The organism is Pseudomonas sp. B2M1-30 (assembly GCF_025447575.1).
In the GTDB taxonomy this organism is placed as follows: Bacteria; Pseudomonadota; Gammaproteobacteria; order Pseudomonadales; family Pseudomonadaceae; genus Aquipseudomonas; species Aquipseudomonas botevensis.
On record NZ_JAOEJT010000001.1, the window covers coordinates 86,403 to 110,488 of the forward strand.

At 62.7% G+C, this 24,086-nt stretch carries 21 protein-coding genes; 14 read left to right on the plus strand and 7 right to left on the minus strand.

Going from position 1 to position 24,086, the window contains the following annotated elements; genetic code table 11:
• Positions 1 to 32 precede the first annotated feature (32 nt).
• The 5 genes from bioD to bioB form a co-directional block, all read right to left on the minus strand.
• The gene (gene bioD, locus N8H74_RS00375) at positions 33 to 713 is read right to left on the minus strand and encodes a dethiobiotin synthase (RefSeq protein ID WP_217829557.1); all 681 of its coding nucleotides are present in this window, start codon (positions 711 to 713) and stop codon (positions 33 to 35) included.
• Complete coding sequence (gene bioC / locus N8H74_RS00380; RefSeq protein WP_217829556.1) at positions 710 to 1,522, minus strand: malonyl-ACP O-methyltransferase BioC; 813 nt, start codon at positions 1,520 to 1,522, stop codon at positions 710 to 712. Before bioC ends, bioD begins: the two co-directional genes overlap by 4 nt.
• Entirely contained in the window at positions 1,515 to 2,246 is a 732-nt protein-coding gene (locus N8H74_RS00385; protein WP_217829555.1) for an alpha/beta fold hydrolase, read from the minus strand. The genes bioC and N8H74_RS00385 overlap by 8 nt, the downstream gene beginning before the upstream one ends.
• Positions 2,239 to 3,417: an 8-amino-7-oxononanoate synthase gene (bioF, locus tag N8H74_RS00390; RefSeq protein ID WP_262145792.1), complete on the minus strand. Its 1,179-nt coding sequence runs from the start codon at positions 3,415 to 3,417 to the stop codon at positions 2,239 to 2,241. The genes N8H74_RS00385 and bioF overlap by 8 nt, the downstream gene beginning before the upstream one ends.
• A 157-nt stretch (positions 3,418 to 3,574) precedes the next feature.
• Positions 3,575 to 4,630: a biotin synthase BioB gene (bioB, locus tag N8H74_RS00395; RefSeq protein ID WP_262145793.1), complete on the minus strand. Its 1,056-nt coding sequence runs from the start codon at positions 4,628 to 4,630 to the stop codon at positions 3,575 to 3,577.
• 91 nt (positions 4,631 to 4,721) lie between these two features.
• Between bioB and N8H74_RS00400 the strand changes: the two genes are divergently transcribed.
• The 5 genes from N8H74_RS00400 to rarD all read left to right on the plus strand — a co-directional run bounded on the left by N8H74_RS00400 (position 4,722) and on the right by rarD (position 10,482).
• Complete coding sequence (locus tag N8H74_RS00400; protein ID WP_262145794.1) at positions 4,722 to 5,462, plus strand: ComF family protein; 741 nt, start codon at positions 4,722 to 4,724, stop codon at positions 5,460 to 5,462.
• 97 nt (positions 5,463 to 5,559) lie between these two features.
• Positions 5,560 to 6,324 carry a TOBE domain-containing protein gene (locus N8H74_RS00405; RefSeq protein ID WP_262145795.1) on the plus strand — a complete coding sequence of 255 codons (765 nt, stop codon included), beginning with the start codon at positions 5,560 to 5,562 and terminating at the stop codon, positions 6,322 to 6,324.
• Positions 6,325 to 6,396: 72 nt separating this feature from the next.
• Positions 6,397 to 8,298 (plus strand): PhoX family phosphatase, encoded by a 1,902-nt coding sequence (locus N8H74_RS00410; RefSeq protein ID WP_262145796.1) that lies wholly within the window; start codon positions 6,397 to 6,399, stop codon positions 8,296 to 8,298.
• Positions 8,299 to 8,458: 160 nt separating this feature from the next.
• The gene (locus N8H74_RS00415) at positions 8,459 to 9,433 is read left to right on the plus strand and encodes a serine/threonine protein kinase (protein ID WP_262145797.1); all 975 of its coding nucleotides are present in this window, start codon (positions 8,459 to 8,461) and stop codon (positions 9,431 to 9,433) included.
• A 161-nt stretch (positions 9,434 to 9,594) separates the two neighbouring features.
• A complete protein-coding gene (gene rarD, locus N8H74_RS00420; protein ID WP_217829548.1) occupies positions 9,595 to 10,482 on the plus strand; it encodes an EamA family transporter RarD in 888 nt (295 codons plus the stop codon).
• A 223-nt stretch (positions 10,483 to 10,705) separates the two neighbouring features.
• Here rarD and N8H74_RS00425 read toward each other — a convergent pair whose 3' ends face one another.
• Positions 10,706 to 11,224 carry a glycine cleavage system protein R gene (locus N8H74_RS00425; RefSeq protein ID WP_217829547.1) on the minus strand — a complete coding sequence of 173 codons (519 nt, stop codon included), beginning with the start codon at positions 11,222 to 11,224 and terminating at the stop codon, positions 10,706 to 10,708.
• A gap of 520 nt (positions 11,225 to 11,744) precedes the next feature.
• Here N8H74_RS00425 and N8H74_RS00430 point away from each other — a divergent pair.
• On the plus strand, positions 11,745 to 13,922 hold the full coding sequence (locus N8H74_RS00430; protein ID WP_262145798.1) for a malate synthase G: 2,178 nt from the start codon (positions 11,745 to 11,747) through the stop codon (positions 13,920 to 13,922).
• Positions 13,923 to 14,176: 254 nt separating this feature from the next.
• Here N8H74_RS00430 and N8H74_RS00435 read toward each other — a convergent pair whose 3' ends face one another.
• Positions 14,177 to 14,635, minus strand: coding sequence for a response regulator (locus tag N8H74_RS00435; RefSeq protein ID WP_217829545.1), 459 nt, complete (start codon positions 14,633 to 14,635; stop codon positions 14,177 to 14,179).
• Between the two features lie 254 nt (positions 14,636 to 14,889).
• On the opposite strand from N8H74_RS00435, the gene N8H74_RS00440 reads away from it, so the two are divergent.
• From N8H74_RS00440 to N8H74_RS00475, 8 genes are all read left to right on the plus strand, one after another.
• Positions 14,890 to 16,830, plus strand: coding sequence for a putative nucleotidyltransferase substrate binding domain-containing protein (locus N8H74_RS00440; RefSeq protein ID WP_262145799.1), 1,941 nt, complete (start codon positions 14,890 to 14,892; stop codon positions 16,828 to 16,830).
• The gene (locus tag N8H74_RS00445; RefSeq protein WP_262145800.1) at positions 16,827 to 17,534 is read left to right on the plus strand and encodes a 3'-5' exonuclease; all 708 of its coding nucleotides are present in this window, start codon (positions 16,827 to 16,829) and stop codon (positions 17,532 to 17,534) included. Before N8H74_RS00440 ends, N8H74_RS00445 begins: the two co-directional genes overlap by 4 nt.
• Before the next feature lie 276 nt (positions 17,535 to 17,810).
• The gene (locus N8H74_RS00450) at positions 17,811 to 18,329 is read left to right on the plus strand and encodes an RNA polymerase sigma factor (RefSeq protein ID WP_217829542.1); all 519 of its coding nucleotides are present in this window, start codon (positions 17,811 to 17,813) and stop codon (positions 18,327 to 18,329) included.
• Positions 18,326 to 19,297, plus strand: coding sequence for a FecR family protein (locus N8H74_RS00455; protein ID WP_262145801.1), 972 nt, complete (start codon positions 18,326 to 18,328; stop codon positions 19,295 to 19,297). The genes N8H74_RS00450 and N8H74_RS00455 overlap by 4 nt, the downstream gene beginning before the upstream one ends.
• 218 nt (positions 19,298 to 19,515) lie before the next feature.
• Positions 19,516 to 21,954, plus strand: a complete 2,439-nt coding sequence (locus N8H74_RS00460) for a TonB-dependent siderophore receptor (RefSeq protein WP_262145802.1) — start codon at positions 19,516 to 19,518, stop codon at positions 21,952 to 21,954.
• Positions 21,955 to 22,028: 74 nt separating this feature from the next.
• Positions 22,029 to 23,159 carry a PepSY domain-containing protein gene (locus N8H74_RS00465; protein WP_262145803.1) on the plus strand — a complete coding sequence of 377 codons (1,131 nt, stop codon included), beginning with the start codon at positions 22,029 to 22,031 and terminating at the stop codon, positions 23,157 to 23,159.
• Positions 23,156 to 23,335, plus strand: a complete 180-nt coding sequence (locus tag N8H74_RS00470; protein WP_262145804.1) for a hypothetical protein — start codon at positions 23,156 to 23,158, stop codon at positions 23,333 to 23,335. The genes N8H74_RS00465 and N8H74_RS00470 overlap by 4 nt, the downstream gene beginning before the upstream one ends.
• Before the next feature lie 96 nt (positions 23,336 to 23,431).
• A complete protein-coding gene (locus tag N8H74_RS00475) occupies positions 23,432 to 24,061 on the plus strand; it encodes a glutathione S-transferase (RefSeq protein WP_262145805.1) in 630 nt (209 codons plus the stop codon).
• Positions 24,062 to 24,086 lie beyond the last annotated feature (25 nt).

A 24,086-nucleotide genomic window follows, 5' to 3' on the forward strand; every position in this document is an offset into this window, starting at 1 on the left:
CCTGTTCATAGGCAAAAGCTGTTTCGGAAGCGTCAGTCGAGCAGATCCAGTTGCAGATGACCGGCGACAGCTTCGGCACTGATGGACTTGAGTTTCGGCACCCGTCCCAGGCACGGCGCGGGAATCCGCTCGGCCAGCGTCGCAAGGTTTTCCTCCAGCCGCGAAGTCTTCGGATCGATGATGTTCGCCACCCAGCCGGCCAGTTGCAGACCATCACGGGCAATCGCCTCGGCCGTCAGCAGCGCATGACTGATGCAACCCAGCCGCACGCCGACCACCAGAATCACCGGCAGCTTCAACGCAATCGCCAGATCCGACAGATTGTCCTGATCGGCCAACGGCACCCGCCAGCCACCCGCACCTTCGATCAGGGTGAAATCGGCATTCATCGCCAGAATCTCGCGCATCGGCGCCAGCAGCGATTGCACCGTCAGCGCCACGCCCGCCTCGCGCGCCGCCAGATGCGGGGCGATGGCCGGTTCGAACGCCACGGGATTGACCTGTTGATAAGTCAGCGGCAATGAACACTCGGCCTGCAGCGCCAGCGCATCGGCGTTGCGCAGGCCCTTGGTGGTGACGACGCATCCGGAAGCTACGGGCTTGCCGGCCGCCGTGCTCAGACCGGCCAATCGCGCCGCATGCAACAGGCCAGCGGCAACCGTGGTCTTGCCGACATCAGTGTCCGTCCCGGTAATGAAATAGGCTGCGCTCATAAGGGCTTCTCCAACACGGCATAGACCACCTGATAAGTCGCCGGCAATCCTGCCGTCTGACGAAACTGCTCGTAAGCCTCGACCAGCCCGAGAATCCGCGCCCGTCCGGTCAACCCGCCCGGCCGGCCGGGGTTGAGATTGTGCGCACCCAACGCCTTCAATTCGTGGGTCAGGCTGCGCACATCCGGGTAATGCAGCACATGCGGCAGATTTTCCAGGACAACCGGGCGCAGGCCGCTGTCCGCACACAGTTGCTCGTAACGCGCGAATTCGCGGAAACGGTTGACGTGAACCAGGCCATCAACCTGACGCCAGCTGTCGCGCAATTCATACAACGTCCCTACACAAAGACTAGCAAACGCAAAGACGCCACCCGGTTTCAGCACGCGAAACGCTTCGCTGAGCACCGATTCGAAATCCGCGCACCACTGCACCGCAAGGCTGGAGAAAATCAGGTCGCAGGTCGCCTCCTGCAACGGCAGACGCTCGGCGTCCCCGGCAATGAAGTGCATCGCGCCGCCCAACGGCCGCGCGTGATTGAGCATGCCTTCGGCGATATCCAGCGCCAGCCCCTGCCCGCCAGTAAAACGCTCAGCCAGCGCCCGGGTGAAGTACCCGGTGCCGCACCCCAGATCCAGCCAGCGGGTCGGACGAAAATCCGCTGGCAGACGCTGCAGCAATTGCTCGCCGACATCGCGCTGCAATTCGGCGACGCTGTCGTAACTGGCCGCCGCGCGGGAGAAAGAAGCCGCCACCTGGCGCTTGTCAGGCAAGCCGCCGGGCAGCGCGACAAGAGACAAATCAGTCATCACCGCACTCATGTAGAAAAGCCTGGATCGCACCCGCCACACCATGGGGGTCTTCCAGAAGAAACGCATGGCTGGCCTGTTCGATCAGGCCCACCTCGACATCCGCCAACAACGCGAACACTTCGCCCGCCGCCTCGGCCGGCACCAGGCCATCCAGCCCGGCGAACAGGTGCAACTGCGGCCCGCCAAAGCCCTGCAACGCCTCGCGCGTGTCGATCTGTGCAAGCAGCTCAAGCCCGGCCATCAGCGCCGCCGGCGAAGTATTCGGGGCACCGCCGAGCAACAGTCGCGACAAACCGCGTGCGTCTTGCGCGCCCTGGGCACACAACAGCGAGAAACGTTTGAGGGTGGCACGCGGATCGGCACTGCAACCGGCCAGAAACGCATCGAAGGTTTCGCCCGGCATCGCACTCGGCCATTGCTCATGGGCGACAAAGGAAGGGTTGCTCGCCAGGGTCAGCAAACCACAGCAGCGCTCGCCGCGACGGGCCGCGAGTTCGCTCGCCAGCAGGCCGCCCAACGACCAGCCAGCGAGCCAGACGTCCTGGGGAATGCGCTCGTCGAGTTCATCGAGCCAATCCTGCAAGTCGCCGGACGCCAGTTCCGGCAACGGCTCGATGTCGACATACAAATGCTCGTCGAGCCCTCGCAGCGCGGCGGCCAACGGTTCCAGCGGCGACACTCCGAGGCCCCAGCCGGGCAACAGAATCAGGCGATCACGCATGGCTTAGCTCCGACGACAGTTGGGCAAAGCAATCGGCCAGTCCATTTAACAATAGCTGTACCTGCGCCTCGCTGTGGGCAGCGGTCAGGGTCACGCGCAAACGGGCACTGCCGGCGGGCACGGTCGGTGGACGGATCGCGGTGACCATCAATCCACGCTCGCGCAGCATCTGCGACAGACGCACGGCGCGCCCGGCATCGCCGATCAGGATCGGCTGGATCGGCGTAAAGCTGTCCATCAGTTGCAGGCCGATCTGCTCGGCGCCGTGGCGGAACTGGCGAATCAACGTCTGCAAATGCTCGCGCCGCCAGTGCTCGCTGCGCAGCAGTTCGAGGCTTTTCAGGGTCGCGCAGGCCAGCGCCGGTGGCTGGCTGGTGGTGTAGATGTACGGGCGGGCGAACTGAACCAGGCTTTCGATCAACTCTTCACTACCCGCGACAAATGCCCCTGCCGTGCCGAACGCCTTGCCGAGGGTGCCAACCAGTACCGGCACATCGTCCTGGCTCAGGCCGAAATGCTCGACGATGCCGCCGCCATTAGCACCCAACGGGCCGAAACCGTGGGCGTCGTCGACCATCAGCCACGCGCCTTTGGCCCTGGTTTCACGGGCCAGCGCCGGCAGGTCGGCGAGATTGCCGTCCATGCTGAACACGCCGTCGGTGACCACCAGGGTATTGCCGGTGGCCTTCTCCAGGCGCTTGGCGAGACTCTCGGCGTCGTTGTGCAGATAGCGGTTGAAACGCGCCCCGGACAACAGCCCCGCATCCAGCAACGACGCGTGATTGAGACGGTCTTCCAGCACCGTGTCGCCCTGCCCGACCAACGCCGTGACCGCGCCGAGGTTCGCCATGTAACCGGTAGTGAACAACAATGCGCGCGGCCGGCCAGTGAGGTCGGCCAAGGCTTCTTCCAGCGCGTGGTGCGGGCCGCTGTGGCCGATCACCAGATGCGACGCACCGCCACCGACGCCCCAGCGCTCGGCACCGGCGCGCCAGGCTTCGATCACTTGCGGGTGATTGGCCAGGCCCAGGTAATCGTTGTTGCAAAACGCGAGCAATGGTTGGCCGTCGACCACCACTTGCGGCCCCTGCGGGGACTCGAGCAGCGGGCGTTGACGATAGAGGTTTTCGGCACGACGGGCAGCAAGGCGTGCGGCGAGATCGAAAGACATGCAGGCCTCGACTTTCAAGGGACACGATTCCCTCCGAGGACGGGCGCTTGCGAAGGCGTCGTGTCAGTCGGCATGAGCTTCACTGACAGACCGCCTTCGCAGGCAAGCCCGCTCCCGCATGAGGGGTTACATTCCTTCAGGGGAATGCGCGCAAGCGTCAGACGGCGGCGTTGTAGAACTGCTCGCTGCTCTTCTGTTCCACCAGCGCCTGCTCGATCGCAGCCTGATGCACTTCGTCCGAATGCTCTTCGCGGGCTTCAGGCTGGATGCCCAGGCGTGCGAACAGCTGCATGTCCTTGTCGGCCTGCGGGTTGGCAGTGGTCAGCAGTTTTTCGCCGTAGAAAATCGAGTTGGCGCCCGCGAAGAACGCCAGGGCCTGCATCTGCTCGTTCATCGCTTCGCGGCCGGCGGACAGGCGCACGTGGGATTGCGGCATGAGGATCCGCGCCACGGCGAGCATGCGGATGAAATCGAACGGGTCGACGTCCTCGGCGTTTTCCAGCGGTGTGCCGGCGACTTTCACCAGCATGTTGATCGGCACCGACTCCGGATGCTCCGGCAGGTTGGCCAACTGGATCAGCAGATTGGCGCGGTCATCGAGGGACTCGCCCATGCCGAGGATGCCGCCGGAGCAGATTTTCATCCCCGCATCACGCACGTACGCCAGCGTTTGCAGGCGCTCGCTGTAGGTGCGGGTGGTGATGATGCTGCCGTAGAACTCCGGCGAAGTATCGAGGTTGTGGTTGTAGTAATCGAGGCCGGCCTTGGCCAGCGCTTCGGTCTGCTCCTGATCGAGACGACCGAGGGTCATGCAGGTTTCCAGGCCCATGGCCTTCACGCCTTCAACCATTTTCAGCACGTAAGGCATGTCTTTGGCCGACGGATGTTTCCATGCCGCGCCCATGCAGAAACGGGTCGAACCGATGGCCTTGGCGCGGGCAGCCTCTTCGAGGACCTTCTGCACTTCCATCAGCTTTTCTTTTTCCAGACCGGTGTTGTAGTGGCCGGACTGCGGACAGTATTTGCAATCTTCCGGGCAGGCACCGGTCTTGATCGACAGCAGCGTGGAAACCTGGACGCGGTTGGCGTCGAAATGCGCGCGGTGCACGGTCTGCGCCTGGAACAGCAAATTGTTGAAAGGCTGTACGAACAGGGCTTTGACTTCGGCCAAAGACCAGTCGTGACGCAGGGTGGCAGAGGTGCTGGCGCTCATGGGCGTTTCCTTGGTTATGCTTGGCTTGCGACTGGGGGAACGGAATACCCACAGGCACGACACGGATGTTCGGCATATTTAAGGAAGAGCCATGCGCTGTCAACCACAGTACAAAGGTCAGGTTTACATCTGTTTAAAAAACGTACAACACTGCTTGCTCTGCGATGAACCGGCAGACGCTGAAATCCCGCTGTGCATGGCCTGCGAAACCGATCTGCCCTGGCTCGGCGAGCAATGTATGACCTGCGCCTTGCCACTGCCAGCGGCGGGCCTGACCTGCGGCGCGTGCCTGCTGGAGCCGCCGGCGTTCGAGCAGGTCGCGGTGCCCTGGCTTTACGGCTTTCCGCTCGACAGTCTGATTACACGTTTTAAACACAATGCCAAATGGCCGTTTGGCCACCTGCTCGCCGACGTTTTCGGTCAATACCTGCAACATCGCTTCGACGAAGATCTGCCACGACCGGATGCCTTGCTGCCAGTCCCGCTGGCGAGCAAACGGCTGCGCCAGCGCGGCTTCAACCAGGCGGCGATGCTGGCCCGCTGGCTGGGCAAACGCCTGGATCTGCCTTGCGAAGAAGATCAGCTGCGGCGAGTCCAGGACACCAGCGCCCAGCAGGAACTGAATGCCAGGGCGCGCAAACGCAATCTCAAGAACGCCTTCGCCCTCACGCCCGAAGCAACGGTACGCGGCCGGCATCTGGCGCTGGTCGACGATGTGCTGACAACCGGGGCCACGACCCATGCCCTGGCGAAACTGCTGCGCGATGCAGGCGCGGCGCGAGTCGATGTGTATTGCCTGGCGCGCACGCCAAAAACGGGCAACACATGCTGATTGAAAACCTGCACCCCGCCTGGTGGCTGCGTACGGCTTGACTCTCGCCCTGCAAGCCGCCAACTTCACTCCATCGTCACAGCCAAAGCGTCCATCCATGTCCCTGCCCAGCCTGTTGTCCCAGCACATCGTCCGCCGCCCGCAACGCATCGCCTTGCTGCAACACATTGCCGAACAGGGTTCGATCACCCGCGCCGCAAAGAGCGCTGGGCTGAGCTACAAGGCGGCGTGGGATGCCATCGATGAGCTGAATAACCTGGCGCAGAAACCGCTGGTCGAGCGCGCGGTCGGCGGCAAGGGCGGCGGCGGCGCCAGGTTGTCCAGCGAAGGCGAACGCGTGCTGCGTCTGTATCAGAAGCTGCAAGCCTTGCAGGCGCAGGTGCTGGAGGCCGCCGAGGACGCCAGCGATCTGGATCTGCTCGGCCGGCTGATGCTCAGGACCAGCGCGCGTAACCAGTTGCACGGCACCGTCGTGGCGATCGAGGCCCAGGGCCGCAACGATCTGATCCGCCTGGAATTGGCCGAAGGCCTGTGTATCGACGCGCAGATTACCCACGACAGCACCGTGCATCTGGAACTGCAGCCGGGCACGGAAGTGATGGCACTGATCAAGGCCGGCTGGCTTGAGCTGCTGGGCGCCGAGCAGCCTGCAACATCCGGTCACAATCTTCTGAGCGGTACGATTGAGGCGATTCTCGACGCCGAGGATGGCCCCAGCGAAGTGCGCATCGCCCTGCCCAATGGCCAGATACTCTGCGCCCTGGCCGAGCCCCTGCACTTGCGCAGCCATGGCCTGGGCCTCGAGCAACCGGTGCGGGTGCAGTTCTCGCCCTCCAATGTGCTGATCGGCACCCCGCTTTAACCCGGCGACCTGCAACAAAAACTTCATCGCCCCTCATTAAGGTGACTGCCAAAACCAAGCAGGGAGCCTGATGTGAGCCTATTAGAAGAAAACCAATCCACTGACCTGGAAAAAATGGTCGGCCTGAGCCGTCGCGGTTTCATCAGTGCCGGCGCACTGTGCGGCGCGGCGATGTTCCTCGGCGGCAACCTGTTGAGCCGCAGCGTGCTGGCCGCCAGCGTCAGCGCCGGCAACAGCCGCCTGCTGGGTTTCGACAGCATTCCCGCCGCGACCACCGACGTCATCAGCCTGCCCAAGGGCTACAAGTCTTCGGTGCTGATCAGTTGGGGCCAGCCGCTGCACAAGAACGGCCCGGCGTTCGATCCGAGCGGCAACGGCACCGCCGCTGCACAGGAAGCGCAGTTCGGTGACAACAACGACGGCATGAGCCTGTTCGAATTCCCCGGCGAGAAAAACCGCGCGCTGATGGCGATCAACAACGAATACACCAACTATCGCTACCTCTATCCCCACGGCGGCATGCCGCAATCGGCGGAAGACGTGCGCAAGGCCCTGGCCTGCGAAGGCGTGTCGGTGATCGAAGTGCAGCGCAAGAATGGCCAGTGGCAGTTCGTCCAGGGCTCGCGCTACAACCGCCGCATCCACGGCAACTCGCCGCTGCGCATCAGCGGTCCGGCCGCCGGCCATGAGCTGATGAAAACCAGCGCCGACAAGCACGGCAGGAAAGTCCTCGGCACCTTCCAGAACTGCGCCAACGGCAAGACGCCGTGGGGCACCTACCTGACCTGCGAAGAGAACTTCACCGACTGCTTCGGCAGCAGCAACGCCCAGCAGCAATTCGATGCCGCGCAGAAACGCTATGGCGCATCGGTCGCCAGCCGCGAAATCAACTGGCATCCATACGACCCGCGCTTCGACATGGCGAAGAACCCCAACGAACTCAACCGCCACGGCTGGGTGGTGGAAATCGATCCGTTCGACCCGCAATCGACCCCGGTCAAGCGCACCGCCCTGGGTCGCTTCAAGCATGAAAACGCCGCACTGGCCGAGACCGATGACGGACGCGCCGTGGTGTACATGGGCGACGACGAGCGCGGCGAGTTCATCTACAAGTTCGTCAGCCGTGATCGCATCAACCATCGCAACGCCAAGGCCAACCGCGATCTGCTCGATCACGGCACCCTGTACGTGGCGAAGTTCGATGCCGGTGACGGCAACCCCGATCACCCGAAAGGCCAGGGCCAGTGGATCGAACTGACCCACGGCAAGAACGGCATCGACGCCAGCAGCGGTTTCGCCGATCAGGCCGAGGTGCTGATTCACGCACGCCTGGCCGCCAGCGTGGTCGGCGCCACGCGCATGGACCGTCCGGAATGGATCGTGGTCAGCCCGAAAGATGGCCAGGTCTATTGCACCCTGACCAACAACGCCAAGCGCGGTGAAGACGGCCAGCCCGTGGGCGGCCCCAACCCACGCGAGAAAAACGTCTACGGACAGATTCTGCGCTGGCGCACCGACCGCGACGATCACGGGGCGAAAACCTTCGCCTGGGACCTGTTCGTGGTTGCCGGCAACCCCGGCGTACACGCCGGTACGCCGAAGGGCGGCTCGTCCAACATCACCCCGCAGAACATGTTCAACAGCCCCGACGGCTTGGGCTTCGACAAGGCCGGACGCTTGTGGATTCTCACCGACGGCGATTCGAGCAACGCCGGGGACTTCGCCGGGATGGGCAACAACCAGATGCTCTGCGCCGATCCGGCGACCGGCGAGATTCGCCGGTTCATGGTCGGGCCGATTGGTTGCGAGGTCACCGGGATCAGCTTCTCCCCGGATCAGAAGACCCTGTTCGTCGGCATTCAGCATCCGGGGGAAAACGGCGGTTCGACCTTCCCCGAACATCTGCCGAACGGCAAGCCACGGTCATCGGTAATGGCGATTACCCGTGAGGATGGCGGGATCGTCGGCGCCTGATCCAACGCCTTCGCGGGCGAGCCCGCTCCCACAAGTGTTGTGAACACCACAAACCCTGTGGGAGCGGGCTTGCCCGCGAAAGCGCCAGCACAGACACCATCCGCCTCCTGCGCTACCATGCTGGGCCGGACGCGGCAGCCTGCCGCGCGCAGGAGTCAGCATGGCCCACCCGTTTGAAACCCTCACCCCAGACCTCGTGCTCGATGCCGTCGAAAGCATCGGCTTCCTCAGCGACGCGCGCATCCTGGCGCTCAACAGCTACGAGAACCGCGTCTATCAGGTCGGCATTGAAGGCTCCGAACCGCTGATCGCCAAGTTTTACCGCCCCCAGCGCTGGACCGACGAAGCCGTTCTGGAAGAACACCACTTCACCTTCGAACTGGCCGGGTGCGAGATTCCGGTGGTGGCGCCACTGGTTCACAACGACCAGACCCTGCATGAGCACGCCGGTTTCCGTTTCACCCTGTTTCCCCGTCGCGGTGGCCGGGCGCCGGAGCCGGGCAATCTCGACCAGCTTTATCGCCTCGGCCAATTGCTCGGGCGTCTGCACGCGGTCGGCGCGACCCGGCCGTTCGAACATCGCGAAGCGCTGGGGGTGAAGAACTTCGGACATGACTCGCTGACCACGTTGCTCGAAGGCAATTTCATTCCGAAAAGCCTGCTGCCGGCCTATGAGTCCGTCGCCCGCGATTTGCTCAAGCGCGTGGAAGATGTCTACGCCGCGACGCCGCACCAGAACATCCGCATGCATGGCGACTGCCACCCCGGCAACATGATGTGTCGCGATGAGATGTTCCACATCGTCGACCTCGATGACTGCCGCATGGGGCCGGCGGTGCAGGACATCTGGATGATGCTCGCCGGCGATCGGCAGGATTGCCTGGGGCAGTTGTCGGAGTTGATGGACGGCTACAACGAATTCCACGATTTCGACCCTCGGGAACTGGCGCTGATCGAACCGCTGCGCGCCTTGCGTCTGATGCACTACAGCGCGTGGCTGGCGCGACGCTGGGATGACCCGGCGTTCCCCCACAGCTTTCCGTGGTTCGGCAGCGAGCGCTACTGGGGCGACCAGGTGCTGGCCCTGCGCGAGCAACTGGCGGCATTGAGTGAAGAACCGCTGAAACTCTTTTGATCCCCCCGAACCCCGGGATGGGGAGCGGGCCTGCCTTCGCGGGCAAGCCTGGCTCCCAGGGATGTCTCGTGTTCACACATTCCTGACCCATCAGCTACGACATTCGTCCACAAATCTCCTTACAATCCCTCCTTTGTTAGCTGCCTAAGCAAGGATTCTGCATGCAAGCCGCCAACCCCCGTCACGGGTACATTCTGGGCCTGAGCGCCTACATCATCTGGGGCCTGTTCCCGCTCTACTTCAAAGCCATCGCCGAAGTGCCGGCCGTCGAAATCATCATCCACCGGGTGCTGTGGTCGGCGCTGTTCGGTGCGCTGTTGCTGTTGGTATGGAAACACCCGGGCTGGTGGAGCGAGCTGCGTCAGAACCCTAAACGCCTGGCGATTCTGGCGCTGAGCGGTACTCTGATCGCGGCCAACTGGCTGACGTACGTCTGGTCGGTGAACAACGGGCGGATGCTCGAAGCGAGCCTGGGTTACTACATCAACCCGCTGGTCAACGTGCTGCTGGGCATGCTGATTCTCGGCGAACGCCTGCGACGCATGCAGTGGCTGGCGGTGGCGCTGGCGACCATCGGCGTGGCGCAGCAGGTGTGGCAGGTCGGCAGCCTGCCGTGGGTGTCGCTGGTGCTGGCGCTGACCTTCGGTTTCTACGGTTTGATCCGCAAACAGGCGCCGGTCAAGGCGCTGCCGGGGCTGGTGGTGGAAACCTGGATGCTGGTGCCTATCGCCCTTGCATGGCTGCTGCTCAATCCGGCCGCGACCAGCGCCCAGGCTGCGTTCTGGACCACCTCCGAAGCCTGGTGGCTGGTCGCCGCCGGCCCGGTCACGCTGATCCCGCTGGTGTGCTTCAACGCTGCCGCGCGGCACCTGCCCTACACCACCCTGGGCTTCCTGCAATACCTGGCCCCGACGCTGGTGCTGTTGCAGGCGGTGCTGCTGTTCGATGAACACCTGTCCTCCAGCACCCTGATCGCCTTCATGTTTATCTGGGCCGGTCTGGCGGTGTACAGCGTCGATGCCTGGATGAGTCTGCGCCGGCGCAGCTGATCAAAAAACGCACAAACCTCTACAGGCCACGGTTCGCGTGGCCTGCACACTTCCTTCCCAAGGTTATCCACAGCCTGATCCCCGCCGATTGTGTGCAAGTCACTGAATGTTGGCGGTTTTTTGATCAATGCCGGCAAAGCCATGCCTGACGGGGCCTCACGGGTTGTCTCTACAGGTTATCCACAGGCGGATGCACGTTAAAACTGAATAACCCGTGCGTCATTCAAACCTCTGTGCGCAGCACCAATTCCACCATCAGGTCGTCGGCCAGGGTTTCCAGACGCGATTGCAGCACATCCAGCGACAGGGTCAGCGGTACAGCCAGGATCGCTTCGGCGTGAAACAGCGGTTCGCTGCTCATCGGCGCCGGGCGCACTTCGGTCACCAGCCGTTCGAGGTTGACGCCCTGCTCGCTGAGCAATCGGGTGATGTCGCGCACAATTCCCGGACGGTCGTTGCCCACCAGTTCCATGGCGATCGGCTTCCAGGTGCAGGCTTGTTCGATGCCGCTTTCGGCAATCAGTACGCGGATGCCATGAACCGACAATCCCTGTAAGGCATCGACCAATTCGTCGTAAGCCTCCGCCGGCACGCCCACCCGGAGAATCCCGGCGAACTGCCCGGCCATCCGTGACATCCGGCTCTCCAGCCAGTTGCCGCCATGTTCGGCAATGCATTGGGCGATGCGCTCAACCTGTCCCGGCTTGTCGGGGGCGAAAGCGGTGAGTACGAGGTGATTCATGGCGCAGCCCTCTTGTCATGACTTTTGTTGTAGAAGGGCAAGTATAGGCAAGGGGCATGATTGTGCGGTGCGGGGCCAAACGCTGCCCGGGCAAACGTGTTCTCAACGGTTATTCGCCAATGATGGCACCGCCGATCCGGATGAATGCACAAATCGTGTACAACTTTTTATATTTAACTGGAACAATCCAATGGTTTTTTGAGAACATCCCGTTCCGCACCGTGACCGCAATGCGTCATGGGGTCGCAGAACGACGTAATTAGTCTGATTTTCACAACCGCAACTCATCATGTAGTATGCCGCAGCGCGCACTACATAACGTTGGACTGATGTCTGCCAAGGCACGTTCGCAACCCTGAAAGCCCCGTCAGCAAGGCCCCCAAGCCGTTGATTGGTCCCAGCCCAGCCGCCAGCGATGGCATGTACTGGTCGAGGGGTTTGTGGTTTAAATGGCCAGAGGCTTCATTGTCAAAATTGAAGAGCTGATAAAGCGAAATAGCTGAGCAGAGTGAGGCAAGCAATGACTGAACACGTTCAAGTCGGTGGCCTTCAGGTCGCCAAAGTCCTGTTCGACTTCGTGAACAACGAAGCCATTCCCGGAACCGGCCTCACCGCCGACCAATTCTGGGAAGGTGCCGACAAGGTCATTCACGACCTGGCGCCAAAGAACAAAGCCCTACTCGCCAAACGCGATGACTTCCAGGTGCGCATCGATTCCTGGCACCAGGAACGCGCCGGCCAGGCACACGATGCCGTGGCCTACAAAGCCTTCCTGCAAGAGATCGGTTATCTGCTGCCAGAAGCGGCTGATTTCCAGGCAACGACGCAAAACGTCGATGATGAAATCGCCCGTACCGCCGGCCCGCAACTCGTTGTGCCGGTGATGAACGCCCGCTTCGCCCTCAATGCTTCCAACGCCCGTTGGGGTTCGCTGTACGACGCCCTGTACGGCACCGACGCCATCAGCGAAGCCGGCGGCGCGGAAAAAGGCAAAGGCTACAACAAGGTGCGTGGCGACAAGGTCATCGCCTTCGCCCGCGCCTTCCTCGACGAAGCCGCGCCACTGGCAAACGGCTCCCACGTCGACTCCACGGCCTACAAAATCGTCGACGGCAAGCTGGTGGTGTCGCTGAAGAACGGTAACGAAACCGGCCTGCGCGACAACGCAAAACTCATCGGTTTCCAGGGCGATACCAACGCCCCGATCGCGATCCTGCTGAAAAACAACGGCCTGCATTTCGAAATCCAGATCGACGCCAGCACCCCGGTCGGCCAGACCGATGCCGCCGGCGTCAAAGACATTCTGATGGAAGCCGCGCTGACCACCATCATGGACTGCGAAGACTCCGTGGCCGCCGTCGATGCCGACGACAAAGTGGTGATCTATCGCAACTGGCTCGGCCTGATGAAGGGCGATCTGTCCGAAGAAGTCGCCAAGGGTGGCCAGACTTTCACCCGCACCATGAACCCGGATCGCACCTACACCAAGGTCGACGGCAGCGAACTGACCCTGCACGGTCGCTCGCTGTTGTTCGTGCGTAACGTCGGCCACCTGATGACCATCGACGCCATCCTCGACAAACATGGCAACGAAGTGCCGGAAGGCATCCTCGACGGTCTGGTGACGTGCCTGGCGGCGCTGCACAACCTGAACGGCAACACCTCGCGCAAGAACACCCGCACCGGTTCGATCTACATCGTCAAACCGAAGATGCACGGCCCGGAAGAAGCGGCGTTCACCAACGAATTGTTCGGCCGCATCGAAGACGTGCTGGGCCTTGCGCGCAACACCCTGAAAGTCGGGATCATGGACGAGGAGCGCCGCACCACGGTCAACCTCAAGGCCTGCATCCAGGCAGCCAGCGCGCGCGTGGTGTTCATCAACACCGGTTTCCTCGACCGCACCGGCGACGAAATCCACACCTCCATGGAAGCCGGCCCGATGGTGCGCAAGGCCGACATGAAGGCGGAAAAATGGATCGGCGCCTACGAGAACTGGAACGTCGACATCGGTCTGAGCACCGGCCTGCAAGGTCGCGCGCAGATCGGTAAAGGCATGTGGGCCATGCCGGACCTGATGGCCGCGATGCTCGAGCAGAAAATCGCTCACCCGCTGGCCGGCGCCAACACCGCCTGGGTGCCATCGCCGACCGCCGCCGCGCTGCACGCGCTGCACTACCACAAGGTCGACGTGTTCGCCCGTCAGGCTGAACTGGCCAAGCGTGCCCGCGCGTCGGTGGACGACATCCTGAGCATCCCGCTGGCGGTCAACCCGAGCTGGACGCCGGAGCAGATCCGGAACGAACTGGACAACAACGCCCAGGGCATCCTCGGTTACGTGGTGCGCTGGATCGACCAGGGCGTAGGTTGCTCGAAAGTGCCGGACATCAATGACGTCGGCCTGATGGAAGACCGTGCGACGCTGCGCATCTCCAGCCAGCACATCGCCAACTGGCTGCGCCACGGTATCGTCACCCAGGCGCAAGTGATGGAAAGCCTCAAGCGCATGGCGCCGGTGGTGGATCGTCAGAACGCCAACGACCCGTTGTATCGCCCGCTGGCCCCGAACTTCGACAGCAACATCGCCTTCCAGGCAGCAGTCGAACTGGTGGTCGAAGGCACACAACAGCCGAACGGTTATACCGAGCCGGTCCTGCACCGTCGTCGTCGTGAGTTCAAGGCTGCCAACGGCCTGTAATTTGCGCTGATGCCGGATATGAAAAAGCCCTGATCATTTGGTCAGGGCTTTTTTGTGCTTTCGGGTCAGGTTTTACGGTGTGCTTTCGATCCAGCCCCCCTCACCCCAGCGCTCTCCCCCAAGGGGCGAGGGGAAAGGGAGCCGATCGGGCGCTTTTCAAACCCGAGCTCGACTCGATATCACGGCTCGGCGTAGCTCGAAAGAACATTCGGTCGGCTCCCTCTCCCTGGGGAGAGGGCTGGGGTGAGGGGTTTTCAGGGTTCGATGCCGAGTTCGCGCTTGACCAACCCCAGCAGCTTCTTGGTATCAATCGGCTTGAGCAGAAAATCCACCACGCTCAAATGCATCGCCGCAATGGCGTCCTTCACCGAGGCGTCCCCGGACACAATAATGATCGGCAATGCGGCGCGCTCAGACTCACGTACCCGCCGAATCAGCTCCAGCCCCCCCACATGGCCCATTCGCAAATCGGTAATCACCAGCCCGATCCGTCGCTTGTTGTCCGTATCGGGCATCAACATCCTTAACGCCTCTTCACCACTGGCGGCCGTCACGCAGTCGATTTCATCCAGCCCCAGAATCTCCGCCAGCAACTCCCGAGCGTCCTTGTCGTCATCGACGATCAATACGCGCTGCGGAGGCAACTCGGGCTCAAACATGATGTCCCGAAGTGCCTCCTGTTCGGCATCGCTCAAAATATCGTGGTCGGACATGGCGTTCTCTACGTTTTCAAAATCAATCCCCTGGCACAGTGGTCAGACATCGTTGGGCAGAGCTTCAATGTGCACTTCGTCGGATTTTTTTCCAAGGGGGCGAACCGAGGAAATTCCGAGTATTTGCGTAGGGCATCTCCGAAAACGCCCGACGGTCGTGAAAATCTAGACTTACGTCCAATGGGCACTCCGCGCGCGGGAGCCGACCATGGCTGCAACGACCCGACAACAACAATTCGAACAAGACTGCGGTAATGGTTATGAGTAAAGCGGACGCCTTCATCCAGGCAGGGAAAACCGCGGTGTTGCAGAACATTCAGGGCACCTTGCAATTCCTCCAGCGTTTCCCGCCCTTCAATCAGATGGAGCATGCCCACCTGGCCTATCTGGTGGAGCAATGCCAACTGCGCTTCTACGGCCAGGGCGAGAGCATCATCAAACCCGCCGACGGGCCGGTCGAACACTTCTACATCGTCAAGCAGGGCCGGGTGGTCGGCGAGCGTCCGCACACGGCCAAGGGCGGCACCGAAACCACTTTCGAGATCACCACCGGCGAATGCTTTCCCCTCGCCGCACTGCTCGGCGAACGGGCGACCCGCACCGAACATCTGGCCGGCGAAGACACCTTCTGCCTGCAACTGAACAAACTGGCGTTCATCAAACTGTTCGCCCTCTCCGGCACGTTCCGCGACTTCGCCCTGCGCGGGGTCAGCAGCCTGCTCGATCAGGTCAATCAGCAAGTCCAGCAGAAAGCCGTGGAAACCCTCGGCACCCAGTACTCGCTCAATACCCGCCTGGGCGAACTGGCCATGCGTCATCCGGTGACGTGCAGCCCCGCCACCCCGCTGCGCGAAGCGGTGAAGCTGATGCACGAACAGCAGGTCGGCAGCATCGTCGCAGTAGACGAACACAAGGCGCCGCTGGGGATCTTCACCTTGCGCGACCTGCGCCATGTGGTCGCCGAAGGGGTCGGCGATTTCAGCGAGCCCCTCGAACGCCACATGACCCGCTCGCCGTTCTACCTGTCACCGGATCACAGCGCCTTCGATGCGGCGATTGCGATGACCGAGCGGCACATCGCCCACGTCTGCCTGGTCAAGGATCAGCGCCTGTGTGGCGTGGTGTCCGAGCGCGATCTGTTCTCGCTGCAACGGGTCGACCTAGTGCATCTGGCGCGGACCATTCGCAGCGCGCAGCGGATCGAGCAACTGGTGAACCTGCGCGGCGAAATCGGCCAGCTGGTGGAGCGCATGCTCGCCCACGGCGCGTCCTCGACCCAGATCACCCACATCATCACCCTGCTCAACGACCACACCGTGTGCCGGGTGATCGAGCTGACCCTGGCCGAAAAAGGCGACCCCGGCGTGCCGTTCAGCTGGTTGTGTTTCGGCAGCGAGGGCCGGCGCGAGCAGACCCTGCACACCGATCAGGACAACGGCATTCTGTTCGACGCGCGGGACGCGGCCCATGCGGCGGAGATTCGCGGCAAGCTGCTGCCGATCGCCCAGCAGATCAACCACAGCCTGGCGCTCTGCGGTTTTACCCTGTGCAAGGGCAACATCATGGCCGGCAATCCGCAACTGTGTCTGTCCCGCGCTGAATGGGCCAGGCGTTTTGCCGCGTTCATCCGCGAGGCGACGCCGGAAAACCTGCTGGGCTCGAGCATCTATTTCGACCTGCGCGTGGTCTGGGGCGACGAACAGAGCTGCGAGCAACTGCGGCGCGGGATTCTCGATCAGGTCGGCGACAACCGGCTGTTCCAGCGCATGATGGCCGAGAACGCCTTGCGCAACCGCCCGCCCGTGGGGCGCTTCCGCGAATTCGTGCTGGCGCGCAAGAACGGCGAGAAAGCCACTCTGGACCTCAAGACCCAAGGCCTGACCCCCTTCGTCGACGGCGCGCGCCTGCTGGCCCTGGCCAATGGCATCGACGCCAACAACACCCTGGAACGCTTCCGGCAACTGGTGGACAAAGAAGTCATCGAACGGCTGGATGGCGCGGCCTATGAAGAGGCCTACCACTTCATCCAGCAGACCCGCATGCAGCAGCATCAGATCCAGACCCGGGAAAACCTGCCGTACTCGAACCGGGTCGATCCCGACAGCCTCAATCATCTGGACCGGCGCATCCTGCGCGAATCCCTGCGCCAGGCCCAACGCCTGCAAAGCAGCCTGACCTTGCGGTATCAGCTATGAGCCTGTTCTCGTGGCTGCGCCCGGCCGGCCCGGCGCTGTCGAGTGAGCAGCAACAACGGCTGGCGAACCTGCCGGCCATCCCCGAACTGAGCGAATGCAGCCTGCGCGAACAGCGCTGGGTAGTGCTGGACCTGGAGACAACCGGGCTGAACCTGAACAAGGATCGGGTGCTGTCGATCGGCGCGGTGGTGATCGAGGACGGGGCAATCGATTTCAGCCAGCAGTTCGAACGCACCCTGCAATGCCGTGAGCTGAAACTCAGCCCCAGTGTGTTGCTTCACGGCCTGGGGCCGAGTGCGATTGCCGCCGGCAGTGAACCCGCCGAAGCGTTGCTGGACTTCATGGAGTTTGTCAGCGACAGTCCGGTGCTGGCGTTTCATGCGCCGTTCGATCAACACATGCTCGGCCGCGCCTTGAAGGAACACCTGGGGTACAAGTTGCAGCAGGTGTTCCTTGATGTGGCGGACATCGCGCCGCTGGTCTGCCCGCAGGCGCATATCCGAGAGGCCGGGCTGGATGACTGGATCGACTGGTTCAGGCTCGAAGTCTTCGAGCGCCACAACGCGAGCGCCGATGCACTGGCAACGGCGGAGCTGGCGTTGATTCTGTTCAGCAAGGCGCGGGGCCAGCAGATTCATAGCCCACTGAACCTTCAGCAACGGTTGAGCCAGTGGAAGCGGCGGCAGCAGGCGCCTTCGTTCTGATCACTCGCCCGGCTTGAGATCCACCCCAGCCCTCTCCCCCAAGGGGGCGAGGGGGAGCCTATCTTCATACCGCTTAAAACTGCATTCGACTCGGAATTGCAGGTCGGCGTATTTGCAGAATCCCCCGTTCAGTCCCCTCTCCCTCCGGGAGAGGGCTAGGGTGAGGGGCCTTTCCTGAATCACCACCTGACCAGTGGCCAATTGCTAACCATTCCCACCTCTGCCAGAATCGCGAACAATTCTCGTTGGTTAACTCTTCCCAATCGGTGATGTCCGGTGTCGTCAGTCCCAAGCCCCCAGAGTGAGCTCGTCGGTGCGTTGTATCGCGACCATCGCGGTTGGCTGCTGGCCTGGCTGCGGCGCAACGTGGCCTGCCCGCAACGCGCCGAAGACCTGAGCCAGGACACCTTCGTGCGCCTGCTCGGCCGCGACGAGTTGCCCGCTCCCCGCGAGCCCCGGGCCTTTCTGGTGGCCATCGCCAAAGGTCTGCTGTTCGACTATTTCCGTCGCGCGGCGCTGGAGCAGGCCTACCTCACCGAACTGATGCTGATTCCCGAAGGCGAGCAACCGTCGCTGGAAGAGCAGCAACTGATCATCGAAGACCTCAAGGCCATCGACCGGATGCTCGGCCAATTGTCGACCAAGGCCCGCGCCGCGTTCCTCTATAACCGTCTCGACGGTCTCAGCCATGCCGAGATCGCCGAGAAACTTGGCGTATCGGTGCCACGGGTACGGCAATACCTGGCCCAGGGCATTCGCCAGTGCTACATCGCCCTCTACGGCGAGCCGACATGAGTCCGGCCAGCTCCAGACCGGTGCCGGCCCATGTGCTGGACGCGGCGATTGCCTGGCAACTGACCCTGGACTCCAGCAGCCCGCTGGAGCGCGAGGAGTTCGCCAAGTGGCATGCCGCCAGCGAGGAACACGCTCGCGCCTGGCGTCAGCTAGGCATGCTCGACCAGCGTTTCAGCGTCGCCAACGGCCCGGCGCGCACCGCACTGCTGCAATCGCGCGAGGGCATTCGTCGCCGGGTGCGCAAGATCGGCAGCGGTCTGGCCAGCGTGGTGGCGGTGATCGCATTGGGGGTGTTCGTCAGTGAACGTTATCTGCCGCTGGATTACTGGCTGGCCGACCAGCGCACCGCCACCGGCGAACAGCGCACCGTGCGTCTGGCCGACGGCACCCTGCTCAACCTCAACACCCACAGCGCGGTGGATGTGCGCTTCGATGACAAGCAGCGACTGATCGTGTTGCAGGAAGGCGAAATTCTCGTCGAGACCGGCCACGGCGATGCGCGGCCGTTCATTGTCGAAACCCGCGAAGGCAGCATGCGCGCGCTGGGTACGCGGTTCCTGGTCAAGCGCGAGGAACAGGGCACGCGGCTCAGCGTGTTGCAGTCGGCGGTGGCGGCGCATCCGCAAGCCGATCCGCAGGAGCAGATCCTGCGCGAAGGCCAGCAGGTGCTGATCCGCAACACCGGCCTCGAACCGGTGGTCGCGCTCAACCCCGGCGCCGACGCCTGGACCCGTGGAATGCTGGTGGTGGACAACGCGCGACTGGAAGACCTGGTGCATGAACTCGGTCGCTATCGTCGCGGTTACCTTGGCGTGGCGCCGGACGTGGCGGATCTGCGCATCACCGGCAGTTTCCCGCTGCACGATACCGACAAGGCCCTGAGCGCCCTGCTGCCGACCCTGCCGGTGCAGATCGAGCAGCACACGCCGTGGTGGGTCACCGTGGCGAAGGCCGATGCCAAACCCTGAGGCATCCGGCACCTGATCGACCGCCCTCGCCGGCAAACCCGCTCCCACAGGATTGTGTTGTTCTTTGTGGGAGCGGGCTTGCCCGTGAAAGGGCCGTCTGTCGCACCGCAGACGGCCGGTCGACCTGATAAAAAAATATTTTCATCCCGCCCTATCACTTTTCGATTCTCGTCCGGCACACAGGCAATTGAGAAATATTTCCATTCAGGAGCCGCCGTATGTCCCGTTCGCTAGACACCTTGTTGCGCCCCAGTTTGCTGGCAGTCGCCATTGCCCTTTGCACTCCGCTGGCCAGCAGCCAACTGATCGCCGCTGAGCAGGCGTCCAGCGTGCGCGCCTACAACCTGCCGGCCGCGCCGCTGTCCAGCACCCTGAACCAGATCGCCAGCCAGGGCGGCCTCGCGCTGTCGCTGAATCCGTCGCTGGCGGCGGGCAAGACTTCGGCTCCGGTCAACGGTCAGTACGACGCCGTCGGCGCCCTGCGCGCGGCCCTGCAAGGCACCGGTCTGCAACTGGAGCAAAGCAGCACCGGCACCTACACCCTGGTGGCCGTGCCGGAAGGCGTGATGGCGCTGCCGGAAACGTCGGTGATCGGCGTGGAAAACACGGAAAGCGCCTGGGGGCCGGTGGAAGGCTACACCGCCACCCGTACCGCTGCCGGCACCAAGACCGACACCGCGCTGGTCGAAGCTCCGCGCTCGATCTCCGTGGCGACCCGCCAGCAAATGGACGACCGCAGCGTGCACAGCCTCGATGACGCCGTGCGCTACATGCCGGGCATCACCGCCAGCAGCTATGGCAGCGACACCCGTATCGACTGGTTGCGCGTGCGCGGGTTCGAACCGACCCAGTTCCTCGATGGCCTGCCGCTGCCACGCGGTATCTACGCCAACCCGAAACCGGAAACCTGGAACCTTGATCGTCTCGCCCTGCTGCGCGGCCCGGCTTCTTCGGTGTACGGCCAGACCCCGCCGGGTGGCCTGCTAGACATGGTCAGCCGTCGTCCAAGCGCCGAAGCCAGCAGCGAAATCCAGTTGCAATACGGCAGCGACAATCACCGTCAGATCAACTTCGCCAGCACCGGCAAGATCGATGACGCCGGCCAGTTCCTCTACGGCATCAGCGGTGTGGTGCGCGACAGCGACACGCAGATCGACCACATCGAAAACAAGCGCTACAACATCGCGCCGAGCCTGACCTGGAATATCGACGACGACACCAGGCTGACCTTGCTCACGCAATTCACCCGCGACGATACCGGGGTCACCAGCCAGTTCTACCCGATCCAGGGCACCAAGATCGACATGCCGTTCGGCAAGATTTCCCACCACAAAAACCTGGGCGATCCTGACTATGACTTCTACGACCGCACCTACTACGCGCTCGGGTATGCCTTCGAACATCGCCTCAACGACGTCTGGCAGTTCAAGCAGAACCTGCGTTACACCAAGTCGGACCTGTCGTTCCAGACCGTCACCGTCAACAGCTACAACCCGTCGTTCGCCGGTTTCACCGTAGACGACCAGGGCAATGTCGGGCGTGGCACCACCAACGTCGACGAAGACATCAGCCAGTTCGCCGTGGACAACAACTTCCAGGCCGACTTCGCCACCGGCGATATCCGCCACACCCTGTTGCTGGGTCTCGACCATCAGCGCAGCAACGACAATTACACCTCGATCTTCGGCAGCGCGCCGGACATCAACGTCAACAACCCGATCTACGGCCAGACCATCGTGCGTCCACCGCGCTCCAGCGCGTTCTACGATTACGACCAGAAAACCTACCAGACCGGCCTCTACGTGCAGGACCAGATGGCCCTCGACCAGTGGCGCCTGACCCTCGGTGGTCGTGAAGACTGGGTACACACCAGCACCAAATTCTTCAACAAGGGCGATGCCACCAACACCCAGCGTGACAAGGCATTCAGCGGCAACGCGGCGATCAGCTACGTGTTCGACTCCGGTTTCGTGCCATACCTGTCGTATGCCGAATCCTTCCAGCCCACCAGCGGCGCCGATGCCACCGCCACCGACTCGTTCAAGCCGACCGAAGGCAAGCAGTGGGAAATGGGCATCAAGTATCAGCCACCGGGCAGCAAGACCCTGCTCAGCGCAGCGGTGTATGACCTGACCCAGAAGAACGTCTCGGTCAACACCATCGTCAACAACGTGACCATCACCAGCCAGACCGGCGAAGTGAAAGTCAAAGGCCTGGAGCTGGAAGCGGTCTCGGACGTCACCGACAACCTGAAAGTCATCGCCGCCTACACCCTGGCCAAGTCCGAAGTGCAGAAAGGCGTCGACAAGGGCAACCGTCTGCAACTGATGCCGAACCAGCAAGCCTCGCTGTGGACCGACTACACCTGGCACACCGGCGTGCTCGACGGCTTCGGCATCGGTGGTGGCGTGCGCTACACCGGCAACACCTATGGCGACAAGGGCAACACCTGGCTGGGCAAGGCGAATGCCTATACCGTGTTCGACGCGGCGGTGCATTACGACCTCGGCCGTCTGGACAACAGCCTCAAGGGCGCATCGGTGGCACTCAACGCGACCAACCTGTTCGACAAGGACTACATTTCCACCTGCGACGGTTTCTACTGCTACTACGGCGACCAGCGCAGCGTCGTCGCCAGTGCCACTTACAAGTGGTAAGCAACTGAGCTGAAACAGACCCTGTAACCAGGCCGTCCTTCGTGGACGGCTTTGGTGTTTTTGAAGGTCCTGAAATGAAAAGTAAAACAATCCGGCGCTGGTCGTTCATCCACACCTGGACCAGCCTGATCTGCACCGTGTTTTTGCTGCTGCTGGCCCTGACCGGCCTGCCGCTGATTTTCCACCACGAGATCGAGCATCTGCTCGGTGACGCACCCGAGCTGCGCGAGATGCCGGCGGACACCCCGCACCTGAATCTGGCGCAACTGGTGCAAGCGGCGGAAAACCACCGACCGGGCGAGGTCGTGCAGTATTTCGGTTTCGACGATGACGAGCCCGACGCCGTGCTGACGATCATGGCGAAAACCGCCGGCACCGAGCCGAACTCCTCGCACACCTTCATGCTTGATGCGCGGACTGGCGAAGCGCTGGAAACGCCCCAGGCCAACGGAGGCCTGATGCTGTTCATCCTGCGCCTGCACGTCGACATGTTCGCCGGGTTGCCGGGCAAGTTGCTGCTGGCGTTCATGGGTTTGCTGTTCGTGGTCGCGATCATTTCCGGGACGGTGCTGTACCTGCCGTTCATGCGCCGCCTGAAATTCGGCACGGTGCGCCACGACAAATCCACCCGCCTGCGCTGGCTCGACCTGCACAACCTGATCGGCGTGGTGACTCTGACCTGGGCGCTTGTGGTCGGCGTGACCGGCGTCATCAGTGCCTGCGCCGACCTGCTGATCGCGGCATGGCGCAACGACGCACTCACCACGCTGATCGCGCCGTATCGCGATGCGCCACCGCTGACGCAACTGGCCCCGGCCACTCGCCTGCTGGACATCGCCGCAGACGTTGCACCGGGGATGAAACCGGACTTCATCGCCTTCCCCGGCACGCGTTTTTCCAGCGAGCACCATTATTCGGTGTTCATGAAGGGCGGCACTCACCTGACCTCGCATCTGCTGACGCCGGTGCTGATCGACGCCAGCACCCTGCAAGTCACGGCAGTGGCCGAGCGACCGTGGTACATGGACGCCATGGGCATGTCGCAACCGCTGCACTTCGGCGACTACGGCGGCATGCCGATGAAAATCCTCTGGGCCACCCTCGACGTGCTGACCATCATCGTGCTCGGCAGCGGAGTCTATCTATGGGTGGTGCGGCGCAAGGCGGCGAAGCCGGTGCTGGAAACCACGGAGGCTCGCGCATGAAGCCGCGTCAGTCGAATTTCTGGAAGGTGTTCAGCACGCCGCTGGTGATTGCCCTGCTCAGTGCGGCGGGGCTGTTCGCGGCGTTGCTGGGGGACGGGATCTGGGATGCGTTGAGCTGGGTCGGCCTGGGTGTTCCGGCTTACCTGGCAATCAAGGGCCTGCTGTCGCGCAGCTGAAATCGGCGGTGCCGCTTCTGACCACACATCAAGCCCTCGCCAGCCGCGCCGGAACTCACTAGGCTAGGCCCACTTGATGACTGCCGAGGAATGCCCATGTCCGCCCCCAGCATGACCCTGTATCACAACGCCCTGTCGCCGTTCGTGCGCAAAGTCATGGTGCTGCTGCACGAGACCGGCCAACAGGATCGTGTCGCCCTGCAGAACTGCGTGTTGACCCCGGTCAGCCCCGACGCCGCGCTGATCGACGACAACCCGTTGAGCAAAGTCCCGGCCCTGCGCCTGGCCGATGGCAACGTCATCCATGACAGCCGGGTGATCCTCGATTACCTCGACCACCAGCATGTCGGCAATCCGCTGATCCCCCGCGACGGCTCGGCCCGCTGGCGGCGCCTGACCCTGGCCTCGATGGCCGACGGGATCATGGACGCCTCGGTGATCGTGCGTTACGAGCAAGTTCTGCGCGCCCCGGAAAAACACTGGGACGAATGGCTCGATGCGCAACTTGACAAGATCCGCCGCACCCTCGCGCTGCTGGAGCGTGATGCGATCGCCGAGCTGACCTGCCATTTCGATGTGGCGTCGATCAGCGTGGCGTGTGCGCTGGGCTACCTCGACCTGCGCTTCCCGGATCTGGGCTGGCGCGAGGCCAATCCGCAGTTGGCAAACTGGTTCTTCGAGGTCAGCCAGCGGCCTTCGATGATTGCCACGATGCCCAAGGTTTAATTCGCCAGGCCCGGCCCCCTCACCG

Excerpts from the sequence above, each read along its gene's own strand:
- bioD (WP_217829557.1), bottom strand. The coding sequence starts at position 713 with ATGAGCGCAGCCTATTTCATTACCGGGACGGACACTGATGTCGGCAAG.
- bioC (WP_217829556.1), bottom strand. The coding sequence starts at position 1,522 with ATGACTGATTTGTCTCTTGTCGCGCTGCCCGGCGGCTTGCCTGACAAG.
- N8H74_RS00385 (WP_217829555.1), bottom strand. The coding sequence starts at position 2,246 with ATGCGTGATCGCCTGATTCTGTTGCCCGGCTGGGGCCTCGGAGTGTCG.
- bioF (WP_262145792.1), bottom strand. The coding sequence starts at position 3,417 with ATGTCTTTCGATCTCGCCGCACGCCTTGCTGCCCGTCGTGCCGAAAAC.
- bioB (WP_262145793.1), bottom strand. The coding sequence starts at position 4,630 with ATGAGCGCCAGCACCTCTGCCACCCTGCGTCACGACTGGTCTTTGGCC.
- N8H74_RS00400 (WP_262145794.1), top strand. The coding sequence starts at position 4,722 with ATGCGCTGTCAACCACAGTACAAAGGTCAGGTTTACATCTGTTTAAAA.
- N8H74_RS00405 (WP_262145795.1), top strand. The coding sequence starts at position 5,560 with ATGTCCCTGCCCAGCCTGTTGTCCCAGCACATCGTCCGCCGCCCGCAA.
- N8H74_RS00415 (WP_262145797.1), top strand. The coding sequence starts at position 8,459 with ATGGCCCACCCGTTTGAAACCCTCACCCCAGACCTCGTGCTCGATGCC.
- rarD (WP_217829548.1), top strand. The coding sequence starts at position 9,595 with ATGCAAGCCGCCAACCCCCGTCACGGGTACATTCTGGGCCTGAGCGCC.
- N8H74_RS00425 (WP_217829547.1), bottom strand. The coding sequence starts at position 11,224 with ATGAATCACCTCGTACTCACCGCTTTCGCCCCCGACAAGCCGGGACAG.
- N8H74_RS00430 (WP_262145798.1), top strand. The coding sequence starts at position 11,745 with ATGACTGAACACGTTCAAGTCGGTGGCCTTCAGGTCGCCAAAGTCCTG.
- N8H74_RS00435 (WP_217829545.1), bottom strand. The coding sequence starts at position 14,635 with ATGTCCGACCACGATATTTTGAGCGATGCCGAACAGGAGGCACTTCGG.
- N8H74_RS00440 (WP_262145799.1), top strand. The coding sequence starts at position 14,890 with ATGGTTATGAGTAAAGCGGACGCCTTCATCCAGGCAGGGAAAACCGCG.
- N8H74_RS00445 (WP_262145800.1), top strand. The coding sequence starts at position 16,827 with ATGAGCCTGTTCTCGTGGCTGCGCCCGGCCGGCCCGGCGCTGTCGAGT.
- N8H74_RS00455 (WP_262145801.1), top strand. The coding sequence starts at position 18,326 with ATGAGTCCGGCCAGCTCCAGACCGGTGCCGGCCCATGTGCTGGACGCG.
- N8H74_RS00460 (WP_262145802.1), top strand. The coding sequence starts at position 19,516 with ATGTCCCGTTCGCTAGACACCTTGTTGCGCCCCAGTTTGCTGGCAGTC.
- N8H74_RS00465 (WP_262145803.1), top strand. The coding sequence starts at position 22,029 with ATGAAAAGTAAAACAATCCGGCGCTGGTCGTTCATCCACACCTGGACC.
- N8H74_RS00470 (WP_262145804.1), top strand. The coding sequence starts at position 23,156 with ATGAAGCCGCGTCAGTCGAATTTCTGGAAGGTGTTCAGCACGCCGCTG.
- N8H74_RS00475 (WP_262145805.1), top strand. The coding sequence starts at position 23,432 with ATGTCCGCCCCCAGCATGACCCTGTATCACAACGCCCTGTCGCCGTTC.